This window comes from Nocardioides iriomotensis, from assembly GCF_004168035.1.
Taxonomy (GTDB): Bacteria; Actinomycetota; Actinomycetes; order Propionibacteriales; family Nocardioidaceae; genus Nocardioides_B; species Nocardioides_B iriomotensis.
In genome coordinates this window covers 245,335-261,452 of the sequence record NZ_SDPU01000021.1, presented here as the reverse complement: position 1 = coordinate 261,452, position 16,118 = coordinate 245,335, and the positions used below count along the sequence as shown (strand labels likewise).

Annotated in this window: 16 protein-coding genes; 7 read left to right on the top strand and 9 right to left on the bottom strand. The window is 72.0% G+C overall.

From position 1 onward, the window contains the following. Positions 1-127: 127 nt before the first annotated feature. Positions 128-1,306, top strand: a complete 1,179-nt coding sequence (locus tag ETU37_RS10595; RefSeq protein WP_165372483.1) for an EAL domain-containing protein — start codon at positions 128-130, stop codon at positions 1,304-1,306. A 45-nt stretch (positions 1,307-1,351) separates the two neighbouring features. On the opposite strand, the gene ETU37_RS10590 is transcribed toward ETU37_RS10595, so the two are convergent. From ETU37_RS10590 to ETU37_RS10565, 6 genes are all read right to left on the bottom strand, one after another. Then, positions 1,352-3,046 (bottom strand): ribonuclease J, encoded by a 1,695-nt coding sequence (locus ETU37_RS10590; protein WP_129987269.1) that lies wholly within the window; start codon positions 3,044-3,046, stop codon positions 1,352-1,354. A 34-nt stretch (positions 3,047-3,080) separates the two neighbouring features. Then, complete coding sequence (dapA, locus tag ETU37_RS10585) at positions 3,081-3,977, bottom strand: 4-hydroxy-tetrahydrodipicolinate synthase (RefSeq protein WP_129987268.1); 897 nt, start codon at positions 3,975-3,977, stop codon at positions 3,081-3,083. Positions 3,978-3,982: 5 nt separating this feature from the next. Continuing rightward, positions 3,983-4,507: a dihydrofolate reductase gene (locus ETU37_RS10580; protein WP_129987267.1), complete on the bottom strand. Its 525-nt coding sequence runs from the start codon at positions 4,505-4,507 to the stop codon at positions 3,983-3,985. Then, a complete protein-coding gene (locus ETU37_RS10575) occupies positions 4,504-5,313 on the bottom strand; it encodes a thymidylate synthase (protein WP_129987266.1) in 810 nt (269 codons plus the stop codon). Before ETU37_RS10575 ends, ETU37_RS10580 begins: the two co-directional genes overlap by 4 nt. Positions 5,314-5,387: 74 nt before the next feature. Further along, positions 5,388-5,810 carry a hypothetical protein gene (locus tag ETU37_RS10570; RefSeq protein WP_129987265.1) on the bottom strand — a complete coding sequence of 141 codons (423 nt, stop codon included), beginning with the start codon at positions 5,808-5,810 and terminating at the stop codon, positions 5,388-5,390. A 204-nt stretch (positions 5,811-6,014) separates the two neighbouring features. After that, entirely contained in the window at positions 6,015-6,854 is an 840-nt protein-coding gene (locus tag ETU37_RS10565; RefSeq protein WP_129987264.1) for a S1 family peptidase, read from the bottom strand. A gap of 58 nt (positions 6,855-6,912) precedes the next feature. On the opposite strand from ETU37_RS10565, the gene ETU37_RS10560 reads away from it, so the two are divergent. The 4 genes from ETU37_RS10560 (at position 6,913) to ETU37_RS10545 (ending at position 8,903) form a co-directional block, all read left to right on the top strand. Beyond that, positions 6,913-7,476 carry a GNAT family N-acetyltransferase gene (locus ETU37_RS10560; protein ID WP_129987263.1) on the top strand — a complete coding sequence of 188 codons (564 nt, stop codon included), beginning with the start codon at positions 6,913-6,915 and terminating at the stop codon, positions 7,474-7,476. 80 nt (positions 7,477-7,556) lie between these two features. Further along, positions 7,557-7,811 carry a hypothetical protein gene (locus ETU37_RS10555; protein WP_129987262.1) on the top strand — a complete coding sequence of 85 codons (255 nt, stop codon included), beginning with the start codon at positions 7,557-7,559 and terminating at the stop codon, positions 7,809-7,811. Between the two features lie 22 nt (positions 7,812-7,833). Then, positions 7,834-8,601 carry an AzlC family ABC transporter permease gene (locus tag ETU37_RS10550; protein ID WP_129987261.1) on the top strand — a complete coding sequence of 256 codons (768 nt, stop codon included), beginning with the start codon at positions 7,834-7,836 and terminating at the stop codon, positions 8,599-8,601. Then, entirely contained in the window at positions 8,598-8,903 is a 306-nt protein-coding gene (locus tag ETU37_RS10545; RefSeq protein ID WP_129987260.1) for an AzlD domain-containing protein, read from the top strand. The genes ETU37_RS10550 and ETU37_RS10545 overlap by 4 nt, the downstream gene beginning before the upstream one ends. Before the next feature lie 29 nt (positions 8,904-8,932). Here ETU37_RS10545 and ETU37_RS10540 read toward each other — a convergent pair whose 3' ends face one another. Together ETU37_RS10540 and ETU37_RS10535 are read right to left on the bottom strand one after the other, a co-directional pair. Beyond that, the gene (locus ETU37_RS10540; protein WP_129987259.1) at positions 8,933-10,708 is read right to left on the bottom strand and encodes a PP2C family protein-serine/threonine phosphatase; all 1,776 of its coding nucleotides are present in this window, start codon (positions 10,706-10,708) and stop codon (positions 8,933-8,935) included. 241 nt (positions 10,709-10,949) lie between these two features. Beyond that, positions 10,950-12,920, bottom strand: a complete 1,971-nt coding sequence (locus ETU37_RS10535; protein WP_129987258.1) for a PTS mannitol transporter subunit IICBA — start codon at positions 12,918-12,920, stop codon at positions 10,950-10,952. A 184-nt stretch (positions 12,921-13,104) separates the two neighbouring features. On the opposite strand from ETU37_RS10535, the gene ETU37_RS10530 reads away from it, so the two are divergent. Together ETU37_RS10530 and ETU37_RS10525 are read left to right on the top strand one after the other, a co-directional pair. Further along, positions 13,105-14,163 carry a zinc-dependent dehydrogenase gene (locus ETU37_RS10530; protein ID WP_129987257.1) on the top strand — a complete coding sequence of 353 codons (1,059 nt, stop codon included), beginning with the start codon at positions 13,105-13,107 and terminating at the stop codon, positions 14,161-14,163. Positions 14,164-14,273: 110 nt separating this feature from the next. Then, positions 14,274-15,230: a formylglycine-generating enzyme family protein gene (locus tag ETU37_RS10525; protein ID WP_129987256.1), complete on the top strand. Its 957-nt coding sequence runs from the start codon at positions 14,274-14,276 to the stop codon at positions 15,228-15,230. Between the two features lie 30 nt (positions 15,231-15,260). Here ETU37_RS10525 and ETU37_RS10520 read toward each other — a convergent pair whose 3' ends face one another. Then, entirely contained in the window at positions 15,261-16,010 is a 750-nt protein-coding gene (locus ETU37_RS10520) for an IclR family transcriptional regulator (protein ID WP_129987255.1), read from the bottom strand. Positions 16,011-16,118: the final 108 nt, after the last annotated feature.

Genomic DNA, 16,118 nt, shown 5'->3' with positions numbered 1-16,118 from the left:
TCCCGCGCGGCGGGTCCGGTGCCACACTGGGAGCACTGGGAGACCTGACGCGTGCTGCGACCTGTGGGGCGTGTCGCCACATCTGTGATCTGGGAGGAACGAGCGTGACGTGTTCTCGAGGCGAGCCGTGACGCCCCCCGGCTCCTCCCGCGCCACCGAGACCGCCTCCGCGGCGCTGACCCCGCTCGAGGCGGCCCTGGCTCTCGCCCGCTCGCCGGAGGACCTGCGCCTGGTCGCCCAGCCGCTGGTCGACACGGCGTCCGGCGAGATCGCCGGGTTCGAGCTGCTGGCGCGGTTCCCGCGGCCCTGGGACGTGCTGCCCCAGGACGTCTTCGAGGCCGCCGAGGCGCACGGCCTCTCCCCCGCCCTCACCTGCCACGTGCTGGAGAGGGCGGCCCGGCTGCGCGACGACCTGCCGCCCCGCACCTTCCTCACCGTCAACTGCTCGCCGTCCGACCTGGTCGACCCCTCGGTCCGGCTGCTGGTCCAGCGGCTCGACCTGAGCCGGATGTTCGTCGAGCTGACCGAGTCGGCGTGGCCGACCGACGAGCAGACCGTCCTCGAGGCGGCCGACGAGGTGCGCGCCCGCGGCGGCCGGATCGCGGCCGACGACGTGGGCGCCGGCTACTCCGGCCTGCTGCAGCTGATCCGGCTGCGCCCCGACATGGTCAAGATCGACCGCGACATCGTCCGCCGCATCGACGTCGACTCCGCCGCGGCCTCCCTCGTCGCGATGCTCGGCGAGCTCGCCGGCCGGCTCGACGCGTGGATCGTCGTCGAGGGCGTCGAGACCGAGGCGCAGCTCGCGGCCGCCGTACGCCTCGGGGTGCCGCTGGTCCAGGGCTACTACTTCTCGCTGCCCGAGGAGCCGTGGACCGGGGTCAGCGGCGTCGCCAAGGTCCGCCAGCTCACCGGGGAGTACGGCGAGGTCGAGGGCGAGCAGGTCGCCACGCTGCAGCGGCCGGTCCGGCCCGACGAGCTGGTGCTCGACGACACCGGCCACCCCGTCGGCATCCGCGTCGAGGGCCTCGGCGTCGTCCGGCCGCTGACCATGGCGCTGACCACCCCCGTCGCCGACGCTAGCCCGGCGGGTCATGCTGCGCACCCGGCCGGCCGAGCGGATCGCCCCGGTCGTGGTCACCGACGACGCGGGCACGCCGGTCGGCGTCGTGCCCGTGGAGCTGCTCGTCGAGCGGCTCCTCGCCGCGCAGCTGCCGGTGTAGCTGGGTGTGTCCCTATGCCGAGAAAGCCGGTGACGGTTCTGCTCCCGGCCCCGCGTGACAACCGCGCACGTGCGTGGTTGTGACACGCAGGTGCGGCGTCCGGGTGTCACAACGGCGCACCTGCGCCGTCAGGCCTCGACGACCACCGGGATGATCATCGGCCGGCGCCGGTGCGCGTTGGACACCCAGCGCCCGATGACCCGGCGGATCGTCTGCTGCAGCTGGTAGGTGTCGTCGACACCGTCCTGCAGCGCGGCGTTGATCGCGTCGATGACCGGCTGCTTGATGTCCTCGAAGACGCTGTCGTCCTCGGCGAAGCCGCGGGCGTGGATCTCCGGTCCTCCGGACACCTTCCCGCTGACCGAGTCGACGACGACGATCACCGAGATGAAGCCCTCCTCGCCCAGGATCCGGCGGTCCTTCAGCAGCGACTCCCCGATGTCGCCGACCGACGATCCGTCGACGAAGACGTAGCCGCAGTCCACCTTGCCGGCGATGCGCGCCGTGCCGTCGACGAGGTCGACCACGACGCCGTCCTCGGCGATCACGACGTTCTTGCGGTCGACGCCGGTCGCCACGGCGAGGTCGGCGTTGGCGCGCAGGTGCCGGATCTCGCCGTGCACCGGCATGACGTTGCGCGGCTTGACGATGTTGTAGCAGTAGAGCAGCTCGCCGGCCGATGCGTGGCCGGAGACGTGCACGAGCGCGTTGCCCTTGTGCACGACGTTGGCACCCCACCGCGAGAGGCCGTTGATCACCCGGTAGACGGCGTTCTCGTTGCCGGGGATCAGCGACGACGCAAGGACGACGGTGTCGCCCTCCTCGATGTGCACGAAGTTGTGGTTGCGCTGCGCGATCCGCGACAGCGCGGACAGCGGCTCGCCCTGGGAGCCCGTCGAGATCAGGACGGTGCGCTCCGGCGGGTAGTCCGCCAGCTCCTTGGTGTCGACCAGCGTGTTCGGCGGGACGTGCAGGTAGCCGAGGTCGCGCGCGACGCCCATGTTGCGCACCATCGAGCGGCCGACGTACGCCACCTTGCGACCGTGGGCGACCGCGGTGTCCATCACCTGCTGCACGCGGTGCACGTGGGAGGCGAAGCAGGCGACGATGATGCGCTGCTCACGGCTCTGGTGGAACACCCGGTCGAGCACCGGGGTGATGTCCTTCTCCGACGTGGTGAAGCCGGGCACCTCGGCGTTGGTCGAGTCGACCATGAACAGGTCGACGCCCTGCTCGCCCAGCCTGCCGAACGCGCGCAGGTCGGTGATCCGGCCGTCGAGCGGCAGCTGGTCCATCTTGAAGTCGCCGGTGTGCAGGACGGTGCCGGCGCCGGTGCGGATGGCGACGGCGAGCGCGTCGGGGATGGAGTGGTTGACCGCGACGAACTCGAGCTCGAACGGCCCGAACGTGATCGTGTCGCCCTCGGCGACGACGTGCTGCGCGGTCTCCTTGAGCCGGTGCTCGCGCAGCTTGGACATGAGCAGCGCGAGGGTCAGCTGCGAGCCCACCACGGGGATGTCCTGGCGCTCGCGCAGCAGGTACGGCGTCGCGCCGATGTGGTCCTCGTGGCCGTGCGTGAGCACCAGCGCCTCGACCGCGTCGAGCCGGTCCCGGATCGACTCGAAGTCGGGGAGGATCAGGTCGACGCCCGGGTGGTGGTCTTCAGGGAACAGCACGCCGCAGTCGACGAGCAGCAGGCGGCCGTCGTACTCGAAGACGGTCATGTTGCGGCCGACGTCGCCGAGACCCCCGAGCGGGGTGACCCGGAGGGCACCCTTCTTCAGGGGTGCGGGCGTCGACAGCTCCGGGTGCGGGCGGCTCATGCAGTCATCTCCGAAGGGTCTCTGCGGCAGGGGGTCAGTCGAGCAGCCCGGCGCGCTGGAGCACCGAGCGGATCTCGTCGACCAGCGCGTCGGACGCCGGGACGAGGGGCAGCCGGACGTGCCGCCCGGGCAGCACGCCCAGCAGCTCGAGCCCGGCCTTGGCGGTCATCGCGCCCTGGGCGCGGTTCATGATCACGTCGACCACCGGCACCAGCCGGCGGTACAGGCCGAGCGCGGCCGGCAGGTCACCCTGCTCGACGGCCTCGACCATGCGGGCGTACTCGCGGCCGGCCACGTGTGCGACCACGGACACCAGCCCGGCGGCGCCGTGCGTCATCCAGGCGAGGTTGAGCACGTCGTCGCCGGAGTAGAACGCCAGCCCGGTGGCGTCCATGATCCGCACGCCGCGGTAGAGGTCGCCGACGGCGTCCTTCACGGCCACGACCCGCTCGTGCGCGGCCACGCGCTCGTAGGTCTCCGGCGCGATCGCGATCGACGAGCGGCCCGGGATGTCGTAGAGCATCACCGGCAGGCCCGCCGCGTCGGCGACGGCCTCGAAGTGCGCGGCGAGCCCCTCCTGGGTCGGCTTGTTGTAGTACGGCGTCACCACGAGGGTGCCGTCGGCGCCGATCTTCTCGGCCTGGACGGCCAGCTCGACGGAGTGCGCGGTGTTGTTGGTGCCGACTCCGGCGATCACGGTCGCGCGGTCGCCGACGGCCTCGACGACGGCGCGCAGCAGGCGGCCGTCCTCCTCGGTCGTGGTGGTCGGCGACTCCCCCGTCGTGCCCGAGACGACCAGGCCGTCGGAGCCGTTGTCGACGAGGTGCTCGGCGACCCGGGCGGCGGCCTCGAGGTCGAGCGAGCCGTCGGCGTGGAACGGCGTCACCATGGCCGTCAGCACACGTCCGAACGGAGCGGGGGCCAGGGTCATGGGGGTCAGGCTATCGGGTCGGGTGCGGTCGTCCGCTCCCACCAGACCCAGCTGAAGCCGTCGCGGTCCTCGCGCCGCGTCTCCCGCCACTCGGCGGGGTCGAACGCCGGGTAGTGGGCGTCGCCCTCCGGGCTCCGGTGCACCTCGGTCAGCACCTGGTGGGTGGCGTAGCGCATCGCGGCCTCGTAGACCTGGGTGCCGCCGCCGATCACGATGTCGGCACCGGTCTCGGCGTACACCTCGGCGCCGATCCGCAGCGCCGCCTCGAGCGAGTCGGCCACCAGCACGCCCTCGGCGCTCCAGCCGGGCCTGCGGGTGACCACGACGTTGGTGCGGTAGGGCAGCGGGTGCCCGATCCCCTCGTAGGTGACCCGGCCCATCACCACGGTGTGCCCGCGCGTGGTCTCGCGGAAGTGCTTGAGGTCCTCGGGCAGGTGCCACGGCATGTCGCCGTCGCGGCCGATCACCCGGTTGTCGGCGTACGCCGCCACCATGACGACCTTGGGGCCGTCTCCCTCGGGGCCGGTCATACCGCGATCGGCGCCTTGATGCCGGGGTGCGGGTCGTAGCCGTCGACCCGGACGTGCTCGAGGTCGAACGCGTCGATCTCGGTCACCGCCGGGTCCAGCCACAGCGTCGGCAGCGGGCGCGGCTCGCGGGTGAGCTGCAGCCGGGCCTGCTCGAGGTGGTTGGAGTACAGGTGCGCGTCGCCGAGCGTGTGCACGAAGTCGCCGACCTCGAGGCCGGTCACCTGCGCGACCATGTGGGTCAGCAGGGCGTACGACGCGATGTTGAACGGCACGCCGAGGAACACGTCGGCGGAGCGCTGGTAGAGCTGGCACGACAGCCGGCCGGGGCCGTCCTCCTGGGGAGCGACGTAGAACTGGAACAGCGCGTGGCAGGGCGCGAGCGCCATCTGCGGGATGTCGGCGACGTTCCAGGCCGACACGATGTGCCGCCGCGAGTCGGGGTCGCGGCGGAGGTTCTCGAGCAGCTGCGCCACCTGGTCCACGTGGCCGCCCGACGGCGTCGGCCACGACCGCCACTGGTAGCCGTAGACCGGGCCCAGGTCACCGTCGGCGTCGGCCCACTCGTCCCAGATCGTCACGCCGCGGTCCTGCAGCCACTTGACGTTGGTGTCGCCGCGCAGGAACCACAGCAGCTCGGCGAACACCGAGCGGGTGTGGATCTTCTTGGTGGTGACCAGCGGGAAGCCCTCCCGCAGGTCGAACCGCATCTGGTGGCCGAACACGCTCAGCGTGCCGGTGCCGGTGCGGTCGCCCTTCTCGACGCCGTCGTCGAGGATCCGCTGCACGAGGTCCAGGTACTGCTGCACGGCGCCACCCTAGCCGCGCCGACCGACCCTCGGGCGGACCGACCAGCGTGGCGCGCGGTCCCGCCGGGTCGTCCCTAGGGCCGCACGACGGTCGTGACGTCGTTGGTGATGTCGCTGACCCGGATGTCCCGGAAGTCGACCGTCATCGGCGGGGCGCACCGGGGCTGGAACGACGCCATCAGGGTCACGGAGAACTGCGCCTTGCCGTTGCGGACCGGGACGTCCTCGGCCGCGCCGGCGCTGGTCCTGTTCTCGGTCTCCGGCCGGTCCCCGCCGCCGTCGACGCACAGTGCCAGCGCGGTGACCACGATGCGCACCTCGGCCTGGTCACCCAGGCCGGCCTCCCTGCCGTCGACCGTCAGCGTGGGGCCGGACGCCCTGACCGAGAACGCGCTGTCGACGAAACGCGGGCTGTCCGCGTGCGCGTGTGCCGGCGCAGCCACCAGGGCGACCAGAGCGGTGAGCACGACGACGACCACCAGGCGGGACGAGCGCACGGTGCCTCCTCGTTTGTCGGACTCCGGTGCGCATCAGGCTGCACGGGGATGCGTACCCGTCGCCAGACCCGTCCGGGCTCGTTCGGCTGGGCCATCGGGCCATGGATGTCGGGGCCATCGGGCCATGGATGTCCGGCATTCACGACTCGGCGGGGTTCGTCCCGATGACGAACCCCGCCGGACGACCGCCGTACGGCGGGAGCGTCAGTGGCGCTTCCCGGCGCCCGCCTTGCGGGCAGCCTTCGCCGCGCCGAGGCCGGCCGTCGAGGTGACGAAGTCGTGGATCGACGGGTTGTTCACCTCGCCGTACACGCCCGGGAAGAGCGGCGTCGCGCAGCCCAGGCCGTAGGACACGACCCCGACCTGGACGCGCCGGCCGTCGGCCAGCGTGCCGAACAGCGGGCCGCCGGAGTCGCCCTGGCAGGAGTCGCCGCCGATCGTCTCGGCGCAGATCTCAGAGTCGGCCTGGAATCCCATGGCGCTGTTGGTCGTGCAGTCCTCGTCGGCGACGGCCTGCACGTCGACGGACTTCAGCTGCGACGGGATGACCGGCGACCCGAAGAACTCGGTGCCCCAGCCGGCCACGGTCAGCGCCGCCCCGCTCTGCTCGAGCTCGTCGTTCCCGACCGGTGCCAGCGCGATCGTGGGCGCGTCCATCGCGGCGGTGGTGTGCACGAGTGCGGCGTCGAAGGTGCCGGTCTCCTCGTAGTCCGGGTGCACGACCACGCGGTCGACGGTCAGGGTCTGCCCGCGGGAGGAGTCCTCGAGGTCGCGCCGGCCGACGGCGATCTGCAGGTCCCCAGGCTTCTCGTCGACCATGCAGTGCGCCGCGGTGAGGACCCACTGCGGTGCGATGACGGAGCCGCCGCAGAAGTGCCCGTCGCTCCCGGACGACCCCTTGGTCTGGACCGATGCCATGAAGGCGTAGCGGTCGTCGGGCACGGTCGATCCGCCGACGATGGCGGAGGCCGGGGCGAGGGCGGTGCCGACGAGGGCGAGGACCCCGGCGGCGAGGAAGGAGAGGGAGAGGCGGGTTCGGCGCATGACCGGACCAACGAGCCGGCTGCGGTCCCGTTACGGCGGCCTGGGAGGATCGGTGGCCATGAGCACCCCCTCGCGCCCCACGGCGGACGTCTCCGTCCGCGTCGGCTGGGCCGACGACGCCGAGGCGATCGCCGCCGTCCAGGTGAAGGCCTGGCGGCGGGAGTACGTCGGGCTGCTACCCGACGAGGTGCTCGCCTCGCTCGACCCGGCCGACTTCGCCGAGGCCTGGCGCGCGTCGATCGGCTCACCAAAGGACGCGCGCAACCGGGTGCTCGTGGCGCTGGAGCGCAACACCGTCCGCGGCTTCGCGGTCACCGGCCCCGCCCAGGACCCCGACTGCGACCCGGTCTCCGACGGCGAGGTCGTGGAGCTGACCGTCGACCCCGACCACACCCGTGCCGGGCACGGCTCGCGGTTGCTGCAGGCCGCCGCCGAGACGCTGAAGGCCGACCGGTTCGCGCGCGCCGTGTTCTGGCTGGCCAGCACCGACGACGCCCGCCGTGCCTTCGTCACCGGCGCCGGCTGGGACACCGACGGCGCCCACCGCGAGCTCGACCTGCACGGCGACGGCTCCGTCCGCGTCAAGCAGGTCCGGCTGCACACCGACCTCTCCGACGTCTGAGGCGGCACCGGCTGGCCTCGGCGACGTTTGCCCGTCGGGTGGGCGGGGCAACCGAACGGCGTCGCCGTGCGTCTGAAGAGATGTACGACCAGGGCGGCGGCGCCGACGCCGTCGCGGTCCCACCGAAGGAGCCGTCGATGCTCGGTCCGCTGCCGGTCCTCTACCGGGTCACCGTGGTGGTCGTCGCTCTCCTCGCCTCACTGGCCGCCGGGGCCTGGCTGGCAGTGTTCACACCGGTGCCCACCCCCACCGGCACCGGCCTGCTGGTCGGCCTCGGTCTCGGCGTCCTCTCGGCGACGGTTCTCGTGCACCAGACACCACAACGGGTGCGCTGAGCAAGGCTCGTAGTCTCGGCGGGTGACCCCACCCGCACTGCCCGCCTCCGAGCGCACGGCCATCGTGCGGGACGGGATCGCCGTCGGCGTCGCGACGGGCGCGTACGGCGTGTCCTTCGGGGCCATCTCGGTCGCCTCGGGGCTGGACGTGTGGCAGACCTGCCTGCTGTCGCTGCTGGTGTTCACCGGCGCCTCGCAGTTCGCGCTCATCGGGGTGATCGGCGCCGGCGGCGCGCCCCTGTCCGGCGCGGTGACCGCACTGCTGCTGGGCACCCGCAACACGCTCTACGGCCTCCGGCTCGCGCCGCTGCTCGCCTGGAAGGGCTGGCGGCGCCTCGTCGGGGCGCAGCTGGTCATCGACGAGTCCACCGCGATGTCGGTCAACCGGGACTCGACGGCGGCCGCCCGGGTCGGGTTCCTGAGCACCGGGATCTCGGTGTTCGCGCTGTGGAACCTGGCCACGGCGATCGGCGCGGTGGCCGGCAACGCGATCGGCGACCCGCGCACCTACGGCCTCGACGCGGCCGTCGGGGCGGCGTTCCTGGCGCTGCTGTGGCCCCGGCTGGCCGACCGCCGCAACCAGGTCGTCGCCGCGCTCGGCGCGGCCGTCGCGCTCGCGCTGGTGCCGGTCACCGCCGCCGGTGTGCCGGTGCTCGCGGCGGGTGGCGTGGCGCTGCTGGTGGGCGTGACGAGCCGCCGGCCGGACCCGACGGAGTTTCCCGACCCGCCTCGGGGGCACGGCGGGCCCGAGCACCCGGCGGACCGGACCGACCGGGAGGACGAGCGATGAGCGCGCTCTGGGTGGCGGTGCTGGTCACCGCCGTCGGCTGCTACCTGCTGAAGCTGGCCGGGCTGTCCGTGCCGCAGGCCGTTCTCGACCACCCGGTCGTCGAGCGCGTGGCGGACCTGCTGCCGGTCGCGCTGCTCGCCGCGCTGGTCGGCGTCCAGGTCTTCGCCGACGGGTCCTCGCTCGTGCTGGACGCGCGCATCGTCGGTCTCGCGGTGGCGGTCGTGGCGCTGCTGCTCCGAGCTCCTTTCCTCGTGGTCGTGCTCCTGGCCGCGGCCGCCGCCGCCCTGGTGCGGCTGCTCTGACGAGCGCTGGGCACCGGCACGGAGCACCCCTAACGACGGTGCAGCGCGAGGATGGCCACGTCGTCGTCGCGGTTCGGGTCGCGCACCTGGTCCACGACCCGCGGCAGCCCAGCGGCGAGATCGTCGGCGACCAGGCCGGCGGCTGCCGCAGCAAGCCGTCCCTCGCCGTCGTCGAGAGCCTCGTCGCGACGCTCGATGAGCCCGTCGGTGAACATCAGCACGATGTCACCGTGCCCGACGTCCACCTCGGTGACCTGGCGCTGCCCACCGCCGACGCCCAGGAGCAGCGGGTCAGACGGGGCCAGGACGCGGCTCGTGCCGTCGGCCCGCCGCAGCAAGGGTGAGGGATGCCCGGCGCTCACGAGCCGGAGCCGTGCCGTGCCGTCGGGCGCGGTCTCGACGAGGCCGTATACGACGGTGACGAGCTGCTCGGGGTCGAACATGGTGAACATGCGGTCCAGCCCGTCCATGACCTCCTCCGGAGCGGGGTCCTGGGCGATCAGGGTCCGGATGGCGGCCCGCATCTGAGCCATCGTGGAGGCGGCCTCGACGCCGCGGCCCATCACGTCGCCGACGAAGACGGCGATCCGGCCGTCCGGCAGCACGACGACGTCGTAGAAGTCGCCGCCGGCGTCGGTGCGTCCGGCTGCCGCGTAGTGCGCGGCCACCGTCCAGCCGTCCGGCTGCGGCAGCCGAGCCGGGAGCACCGCTCGCTGCAACCGTGAGGCGAGGTCGCGCAGCTGGGAGTGCAGCTCGGCGTTGTCGATCGCGACCGCGGCCCGGCGGGCCAGGTCCTCCAGGAACTCCACGTCGGCGGAGGTGTACCGGTAGGCCGACGTCCCGGTGACCCAAGAGATCACGCCCAGGACGCGATCGCGTACCCGGAGGGGCGCGGAGACGGCGCTCCGGAAGTGCAGGTCGCGCAGGATCTGCAGGTGCTCCGCGTCCGTCGCAGCCGCGGCGAGCATGTCGTCGGTGATGTCGCCGATGAGCTCGGGTTCCCCGCTCCTGATCACCTGGTAGGCGCCACGAGGCGCGTCCGGGTCGGGCGGGTACCGCTCCTGGAGCTCGAGGATCCGTTCGGAGGTGAAGGCGTCCGGGTGGGCGAGCGCCAAGGGACGCAGCTGCCCGTCGACGAGCAGCTGGATCACGCACCAGTCCGCGAAGTCGGGGACGGCCAGCCGTGCGACCGCGTTCAAGGTCGCCTCGTAGTCCAGGCTGCTGGCCAGCTCCGCGCTGGCGTCGGCCAGGAACTGCAGGCGCTCCTCACGCAGCTGCACCTCCCGCTGCGCCGCGATGCGGGTGATGGCCTGGGCGCAGGCGTCGGCGCAGACCGCGAAGAACTCCAGCCCGGCCGCGTCGACGTCCCTGTTCCCGTCCCAGGACAAGGTGACGGCCCCCAACGCATCGGCGTTCCCCTGCAGCGGGAGGCACACCAGGGTGCGGTCGCCGTCACTGGCCAGCTCCATCGACGGGTACGCGGCGAGAAGCTCCGCCCGCCCGCTGAACACCAAGGGTCGCCCGGCCCGCACGGAGTCCGCGGCCGGCGTCGTGCCCGCCAACGGGTACCGCGCCCACCGCTCGGCCACCCCGTCCCGGGCACCCCGCACCGCGACCAGGCACAGGTCCGTCCCGTCGACCACGGACAACGACCCCACCGTCGCCTCGGCCGCGTCGACCAGGTGCCCGACGACGACCTCGCCGACCTCGGCCACCGTCGTGGCGGCGAGCAGCTCGCCGGTCACCGCCGCCAACCGCCGGAACCGGACCGCCAGGTCCAGCGGCTCACCGATTCGCTCAGCCATCGCGGCCCGTCACGCCGAGGGGCTGTCCGCGGCTCGGGCCCTGCCGGCCGGACGTCGAGCCGGTGAGGGCAGCGAAGCACGTCACGGCGCGGACTCGCCGCGACTCGGCCAGGGCGGGGAACACGGCACCATGGTGCCACCTCCGCACCGGTTCGAGCGGGCGTCCTCCGAACGACCACGTGAGGACGAGACCGGCCCCGCACCCGGAGGTGCGGGGCCGGTCCGGCCGTGCGGGGGTCGGCTACGCGGTCGCCGTCGGCGAGGCGACCTGGCCGAGGATCCGCTTCACGTCGGCCACGGACTGAGCGGACTCCAGCTGGGCCACCCGATCCTGGTCGGTGAAGACCTGGCCGAGCTGGCTGAGCACGGTGAGGTGGTCGTCGCCCGCGCCGGCGATGCCGACCACGAACTTGACCTGGTTGCCGTTCCAGTCGATCCCGTCGGGGTACCGCACGAACGACAGCGCCGTCCGCCGGATCAGCGGCTTCGCCTCGTTGGTGCCGTGCGGGATGGCGAGCCCGTTGCCCATGTGGGTCGAGACGGACTGCTCGCGCTCGTGCATCGAGTCGACGTACGACGCGTCCACCGCTCCGGTCGCGACCAGCAGCTGCCCGGCCTCGGTGATCGCGTCGTCGCGGGTCGTGGCACGACCGAGCAGGACCACCGAGTCGTCCGGGAGCAGGTCGGCCGAGCCCGTGGCCGCCGCCTCCGGCGCGGCCACGCCGCCGGCTCCGCCCGGGCCGTTGCTGGTGCGCAGCACCTCGACGACCTCGTCGTACCGGGGGCTGTTCATGAAGTTGTCGACGGTGACGTGCGCAGCCGAGGGTGTCCGGATCCGCGCACGGTCGGCGAGGTCGCGGTGCACCACCACGAGGTCCCACTCGTCGTCGAGGTTCTGGATCGCGCGGTTGACCACCGTCACGTCGCCGAAGCCCGCGTCCTGGACCTTGCGGCGCAGGACCGACGCGCCCATCGCCGAGGAGCCCATGCCCGCGTCGCAGGCGAAGACGATCTTGTTGATGGGACCGCTGTGCGGCGCACCGCTGCCCACCAGCATCGACGACGCCACCGACGTCTTGCCCTTCATCTCCTCCATCTCGGCCGTGGCGGCGGCGAGGTCACCCTCGTCGTCGGACCGGTCCATCTTGAGCAGGAACGACGCCACCAGGAACGAGACGGTCGCGGCACCGAAGACCGACAGGATGACGCCGAAGTAGTTGCCGGGCGGGATCTGCGCCAGCACGGCGAGGAACGAGCCCGGCGCGGCCGGCGCCCGGAGGCCGGTGTCGAAGATCATGTTGATCGCGATGCCGGTCATGCCGCCGAGGATCGTGGCGGCGATCAGGCGGGGCTTCGCCAGCACGTACGGGAAGTAGATCTCGTGGATGCCGCCGAAGAACTGGATGATGATGGCGCCGGGCGCCGAGGCACGGGCGATGCCCTTGCCGAAGAAGCAGTAGGCCAGCAGCAGGCCGAAGCCGGGGCCGGGGTTCGCCTCGAGCAGGAACAGGATGGAGTAGCCCTGCTCCGCCGACTGCTGGATGCCGAGCGGGGTCAGCACGCCGTGGTTGATCGCGTTGTTGAGGAACAGCACCTTGGCCGGCTCGATGAAGATCGAGGAGAGCGGCAGCAGGCTGTTGTCGACCAGGAACTGCACCGCGGACCCGAGCCACTCGATCACCTTCAGGAGGATCGGCGCGAGCGCGAACATCCCGATGACCGCCATGACGGCCGCCCAGATGCCGGCGGAGAAGTTGTCGACGAGCATCTCGAAGCCGGGCTTGATCTTGCCGTCCCAGATCGAGTCGATCTTCTTCATCGTCCAGGCCGTCGCCGGGCCCATGATCATCGCGCCGAGGAACATCGGCGCTGCGTTGCCGTCGGGCCCGATGAACAGCGGGTCGCTGGTGGCCATGATCACGCCCATGACCCCGACCGCGCCGACCACGCCTCCGCGGACGCCGTACACGAGCTTGCCGCCGGTGTAGGCGATCAGGATCGGCAGCAGGTAGAAGATCGACGGACCCACGACGGTGGCGACCTTCTCGTTGGGCGTCCACCCGTCAGGGATGACGAACGCGGTGAGCAAGCCCCAGGCGATGATCGCGCCGATGTTGGGCATGATCATGTTCGACAGGAACGTCCCGAACTTCTGGACGTGCACGCGCGCGCTCGTGCGCGGTGCCGACTCGGTGGTGGTTGCTGTGGCCATCTGAACCCTTCCAGAGACGCTCTGGCGTGACCCTCATCACCAGAATGACGGCAGTCTTACGCATGAACGGGCACATTGCCAAGCATTCGGGCAGAAAATCTGTGTCCGTTTGTGTGGTAATCGCTGTGGGACACGGCTAGGGTCGGGTCAAGATCCACGCCTCGACGACCCGAAAGGACCCCCGATGAAGGCTCTGCGCTTCTACGCTCCCGAGGACGTGCGGCTCGAGGACGTCCCGGAGCCCGAGTGCGGACCCGACGAGGTCAAGCTCAAGGTGAAGAACTGCTCGACGTGCGGCACCGACGTCAAGATCTTCTACAACGGCCACCAGAACCTCACGCCGCCGCGGATCACCGGCCACGAGATCGCGGGCGAGGTGGTCGAGGTCGGCGCCGACGTCAACACGACCTACGGCTCCGACTGGCAGGTCGGCGACCGCGCCCAGGTCATCGCCGCGGTCCCGTGCGGCGAGTGCTACGAGTGCAACAAGGGCTGGATGGCGGTGTGCCAGAACCAGACCTCGGTCGGCTACCAGTACGACGGCGGCTTCGCCGAGTACATGATCGTGCCGAAGCAGGTGCTCAAGGTCGACGGCCTCAACAAGATCCCCGACAACGTGGGGTACGACGAGGCGTCGGCCGCCGAGCCGTTCGCCTGTGCGATCAACGCCCAGGAGCTGCTCGGCATCGAGGAGGGCGACTCCGTCGTCGTCTTCGGCGCCGGCCCGATCGGCTGCATGCACATCCGGATCGCCCGCGGCGTGCACAAGGCGGGCCCGGTCTACCTCGTCGACGTCAACGCCGAGCGGCTGAAGATGTCCGCCGACGCGGTGCAGCCCGACGAGACCATCAACGGCTCCGAGGTCGACGTCGTCAAGCGGGTCATGGAGCTCACCGACGGCCGCGGCGCCGACGTGATCATCACGGCCACCGCCGCCAACATCACCCAGGAGCAGGCCATCTCGATGGCCGCGCGCAACGGCCGGATCTCGTTCTTCGGCGGCCTGCCGAAGACCGACCCGTTCATCAAGTGCGACTCCAACCTGGTGCACTACCGGCAGCTGCACATCCACGGCGCCAACGGCTCGGCCCCCGAGCACAACAAGCGCGCGCTGGAGTACATCTCGACCGGCCAGGTCCCGGTCAAGGACCTGATCACGCGGCACATCCCGCTGGACGACGTCCTCGACGCGTTCTCGATCGTCAAGAACGGCGAGGCGATCAAGGTCACCGTCGAGCCGTGACCGACGGAGTCGGGCACGGCGTGCGACGGGGAGGTTGAGCAAGCCCCACGGCCGAGCCCGCGAGGCCGTGACGGGCGCGTCGAAACCCGGCCGTTGCTAGCGTGCCCGGCATGAACGACCCGGCACCGGTGGAGCACACCTGCTGCGCCCCGTCGCTCCCGCGGTCCTCCGACCGGGAGGCGTCGGGGCACGCTCCGCCGGTGCCGGGTCCTCCTGCGTCCGGGGTGCAGCTCGACCTCGTCGCGCTCGAGGGAGGGACGTTCGCGATGGGCGATCCGTTCGGCGAGGGCTACCCCGCCGACGGCGAGACGCCGGTGCACGACGTCACGCTGGCGCCGTACGACCTCGGCGCGACGACCGTGACCAACGCCGAGTTCGCGGCGTTCGTGGAGGCGACCGGGCACGTCACCGACGCCGAGCGGTACGGCGTCTCCGCGGTGTTCCACCTCGCCGTCGCGGCCGCCGACGACGAGGTCCTCGGCCGCGTGGGCGCCGCCCCCTGGTGGCTGGCCGTGCGCGGCGCCGACTGGCGCCACCCCGAGGGCAGCCGCTCGGTCCTCGCCGACAAGGCCGACCACCCCGTGGTGCACGTGTCCTGGCGCGACGCCGCGGCCTACTGCGCGTGGAGCGGCACCCGGCTGCCGACCGAGGCCGAGTGGGAGCACGGCGCGCGGGGTGGGCTGGCGCGGGCGCGGTTCGCGTGGGGCGACGAGCTCACACCCGACGGCGCCTGGCGCTGCAACATCTGGCAGGGCACCTTCCCCACCGACAACACGCGCGAGGACGGCTTCCTCACCACCGCGCCGGTGCGGTCGTTCCCGGCCAACGGGTTCGGGCTCTTCGAGACCGCGGGCAACGTGTGGGAGTGGTGCGCGGACTGGTTCTCCCCCATGGCGTACCGCGACCACCCCGACGGCAGCGCGCCCGAGCGCGGCACCGAGCGGGTCATGCGCGGCGGTTCGTTCCTGTGCCACGCCAGCTACTGCCACCGCTACCGGGTGGCCGCGCGCTCGTCCAACACCCCGGACTCGACGGCCGCCAACATCGGCTTCCGCGTCGCCCGGTGACCCGGCCGGCTCCCCGGCCGGGCCCGGAGGTCAGCCGTGCCCCAGCAGCCGGCTGACCTCCGCGGTAACCCGCAGCAGGTCGGGGACGAGCTCCTCGACCCGCTCCTGCTCGAGCCGGCTGGTCGGCCCGGTGATCGAGATGGTCGCCGCGATCGAGGCGTCCTGGCGGCGCACCGGCGCGGCCATCGTGTTGACGCCCGGGATGGTCTCCTCGAACGCGCTGGCCCAGCCGTTCTCGCGGCAGGACCGGACCGAGGCGATGAAGTCCTCGGCCGGCGGCGGCGCCACCGGCACGACCTGCGACGGCCGGTGCGCGCGGATGATCCGCTCGACCTCCTCGTCGGGCAGGTCCGACAGCAGCACCCGGCTCGGCGCGCCGGCCCACAGCGGCAGCGCCTTGCCGATCTCGAACGTCCGGCGCAGCTCCGAGCGGCTCTCCACCTGGTCGATGTGCAGCAGCTCGTCGCCCACGCGCACCGACAGCCCGACGGTCTCGCCGGTCAGGTCGCGCAGCGTGGTCATCGGGCCGGAGGCGATCGCGCGCAAGTCGATCCGGCGCTGGTACGCCGTCCCCAGGACCAGCGTCAGCGGGCCGAGGCCGTAGCGCCGGCTCGAGCGGTCCTGCACCGCAAGCCCGGTCTCCACCAGGGCGGCGAGCATCCGCTGCGCGGCGCTCTTCGACACGTCGACCTGCGCGGCGAGCTCCCGCACGGTGAGGTCCTCGTCGGCGCGGGCGAGGGTGTCCAGCAGCCCCACGACCCGACGTACGCTCTCGCTCATCACACCATCCCTGGTCCCCGGCACGACACGAAACTAAAGTATTTCAGTCGTGTTTGACATGGACAGTCCCGGCCTTCATGCTGTGTCCCGATGGTCGAAGGACTGTCC

What these genes read in the sequence shown, in the direction of transcription:
- ETU37_RS10590 (WP_129987269.1), bottom strand. Translation starts at nt 3,046, where the DNA reads ATGAGCCGCCCGCACCCGGAGCTGTCGACGCCCGCACCCCTGAAGAAG.
- dapA (WP_129987268.1), bottom strand. Translation starts at nt 3,977, where the DNA reads ATGACCCTGGCCCCCGCTCCGTTCGGACGTGTGCTGACGGCCATGGTG.
- ETU37_RS10580 (WP_129987267.1), bottom strand. Translation starts at nt 4,507, where the DNA reads ATGACCGGCCCCGAGGGAGACGGCCCCAAGGTCGTCATGGTGGCGGCG.
- ETU37_RS10565 (WP_129987264.1), bottom strand. Translation starts at nt 6,854, where the DNA reads ATGCGCCGAACCCGCCTCTCCCTCTCCTTCCTCGCCGCCGGGGTCCTC.
- ETU37_RS10560 (WP_129987263.1), top strand. Translation starts at nt 6,913, where the DNA reads ATGAGCACCCCCTCGCGCCCCACGGCGGACGTCTCCGTCCGCGTCGGC.
- ETU37_RS10555 (WP_129987262.1), top strand. Translation starts at nt 7,557, where the DNA reads ATGTACGACCAGGGCGGCGGCGCCGACGCCGTCGCGGTCCCACCGAAG.
- ETU37_RS10545 (WP_129987260.1), top strand. Translation starts at nt 8,598, where the DNA reads ATGAGCGCGCTCTGGGTGGCGGTGCTGGTCACCGCCGTCGGCTGCTAC.
- ETU37_RS10540 (WP_129987259.1), bottom strand. Translation starts at nt 10,708, where the DNA reads ATGGCTGAGCGAATCGGTGAGCCGCTGGACCTGGCGGTCCGGTTCCGG.
- ETU37_RS10535 (WP_129987258.1), bottom strand. Translation starts at nt 12,920, where the DNA reads ATGGCCACAGCAACCACCACCGAGTCGGCACCGCGCACGAGCGCGCGC.
- ETU37_RS10530 (WP_129987257.1), top strand. Translation starts at nt 13,105, where the DNA reads ATGAAGGCTCTGCGCTTCTACGCTCCCGAGGACGTGCGGCTCGAGGAC.
- ETU37_RS10525 (WP_129987256.1), top strand. Translation starts at nt 14,274, where the DNA reads ATGAACGACCCGGCACCGGTGGAGCACACCTGCTGCGCCCCGTCGCTC.
- ETU37_RS10520 (WP_129987255.1), bottom strand. Translation starts at nt 16,010, where the DNA reads ATGAGCGAGAGCGTACGTCGGGTCGTGGGGCTGCTGGACACCCTCGCC.